This window comes from Bartonella refiksaydamii, assembly GCF_902652675.1.
Classification (GTDB): Bacteria; Pseudomonadota; Alphaproteobacteria; order Rhizobiales; family Rhizobiaceae; genus Bartonella; species Bartonella refiksaydamii.
Genome location: NZ_LR736355.1, coordinates 1 through 1,995 on the forward strand (window position 1 = coordinate 1; position 1,995 = coordinate 1,995).

Consider the following 1,995-nt stretch of genomic DNA (forward strand, 5'->3'; position numbering starts at 1 on the left):
TAACGTCACTTTATTTAGCATATTTGTAGCCCCATTAGATTTGCACTTTATACATGCAAAATCTTAGCATGATTTGTATATTTTTTCAATTATTTCAGTTAATTAATAACAGTTTTTTAAAGTATTAAATTATAATATTATTTGACAAATCATTCATCAAAAAAACATGTCACGGCTTTCTTATTTCTGCTTTTAACTTTTCAATAAATATCCTTTCATTAAGAGTCTGTATCAAACTTTTTTGTTCGATTTATTGTTGACTATCGAACCTTTTTGTGCGATATTCATTTTATGCAGAAAGGGGAGGCTAAATGAAACGGGAAGCACTGCTTAGAGAATTACGTAAAGAAGCCAGAAAAAGAGGCATTCATTACAGTGAAGCTCCTGATGCAGGTAAAGGGTCACATTATTTGGTAACTTTTGGAGACAAGATAACCGTTATAAAATCTGGTGAATTGACCCCACTTTACGTGAAAATAATAAAAAAGCAGTTGGGGGTATGAGTTATTCTCTCAATGGCTTAAATTTTTCGTTTTAAAAGCATTTCGATTATGGCGAGGAGACCTAAACATGGAGTACACTTATCAAGCAAAACTGGAATCTGATCCAGATGGTGGTTTTATTGTAACCTTTCCAGATGTACCAGAAGCAATCACAGCTGGAGAAAATAGAACTGAGGCATTAGAGAATGCTGTTGAAGCTTTAGGGTTAGCATTACGGAGCTATCCTATGCGCGGTTTACCTTTACCAGTACCACAGCAATATAAAGGTCTTGTAAAGGTTACGGTAGATGCGTGGAATGCTCTTAAACTTGCAGTGGTAGAAGCCTTTAATGAAGCGAATATCACAAAAACAGAATTGGCTAATCGTTTGGGTAAAAAAGAAACAGAAGCAAGACGCATTCTTGATCCAAATTATCCAACTAAGCTTCAAACTCTAGAGCAAGCATTGAGTGTTCTTGGCAAGCAAGTCGTTATTACAATCAAAAACGCGGCTTAACCACCTCCCCACTTTTAAAACGGGGAGGGGTTACGTTTTTAAATCTAAGCCGCTTTTACGACAGATCTTGCTAAAACGCGCTTAGCTTCTTTTGTAACCAATTTATAATGATCAAGCTCTTTTTCGAGTTCATCTATTTTCAAAAGACGACCAAAGATGATACCCATGATTTTAGGATAATTTGTCAAAACATATTGGCGAAGATAGTTAAAATCATCAAAGCGTGTATCACGGTCATAATCAACAGATTGGCTTTTTAGTTTCTTTTCACATTCAATAAAATAACGGCGTGCTTGACGTCCTTTCTCATTGCGTTCAACCATTGAAAGCTCTTTTGCCATATCTAAAGTGAGATGGTATTCTATTGCTGTAACAGCTCTAGATTTTGCGCTTCCCAATTTTTGGAACCGCAAATCTTGTGTTTTTATGAAGTCTTTACTTTCTTCAAATGTATATTGATTAATACGATCTGTAATCCAAGTAACAAAACGTTTTCCTATTTCCATGAATGCGTGTAGCTCACGCGCATTGACCGTTTGCACAATTTCTTGTTCAATAATTTTTTCTGATATTTTAAAGAGTGTTCATTGTGAACTCCTAATCGTTAGATGTTTGTTAATGACACTCTAAAAAGAATGCCGGGCGCTAACAAACACGGCGATTAATCCGTCGTTACACTTTTCCCATAAGGGTATTTTATGGCATAGCTACACCCGACAGAACTACTATATGCCACGCGCATATAGTGAGTCAAAATTTTTAAATTTGCAGAGAAAAGATTGTGTCGTAATCTATCCGCTACCGATTTGAGGTGTTTTCTAGGCACCTAGTATCGAAGATATACATTACAGCAAGCGGCTTTCAATAATTTTTTATCTCTCTCTGTTGATCTCGTCTATAAGAGGCTCATAATTCAGAACGCTTTTCGGAACAGAAAAAGTATTATATATAAAAAACTAATAAAGTCAAAAGGTTGTATGCAATCATTTTCTATGA

The 1,995-nt window shown here is 35.4% G+C and carries 3 protein-coding genes; 2 read left to right on the plus strand and 1 reads right to left on the minus strand.

Annotated elements, in window-relative coordinates:
* Positions 1 to 311 precede the first annotated feature (311 nt).
* Both GQO39_RS08360 and GQO39_RS08365 read left to right on the plus strand, forming a co-directional pair.
* Positions 312 to 503: a hypothetical protein gene (locus GQO39_RS08360; RefSeq protein WP_156851749.1), complete on the plus strand. Its 192-nt coding sequence runs from the start codon at positions 312 to 314 to the stop codon at positions 501 to 503.
* Between the two features lie 67 nt (positions 504 to 570).
* Complete coding sequence (locus GQO39_RS08365; RefSeq protein WP_156851750.1) at positions 571 to 999, plus strand: type II toxin-antitoxin system HicB family antitoxin; 429 nt, start codon at positions 571 to 573, stop codon at positions 997 to 999.
* Positions 1,000 to 1,043: 44 nt separating this feature from the next.
* On the opposite strand, the gene GQO39_RS08370 is transcribed toward GQO39_RS08365, so the two are convergent.
* A complete protein-coding gene (locus GQO39_RS08370; RefSeq protein ID WP_246668560.1) occupies positions 1,044 to 1,541 on the minus strand; it encodes an antA/AntB antirepressor family protein in 498 nt (165 codons plus the stop codon).
* Between the last annotated feature and the right edge of the window lie 454 nt (positions 1,542 to 1,995).

Coding starts and splice junctions, on each gene's coding strand:
- GQO39_RS08365 (WP_156851750.1), top strand. CDS start 571: ATGGAGTACACTTATCAAGCAAAACTGGAATCTGATCCAGATGGTGGT.
- GQO39_RS08360 (WP_156851749.1), top strand. CDS start 312: ATGAAACGGGAAGCACTGCTTAGAGAATTACGTAAAGAAGCCAGAAAA.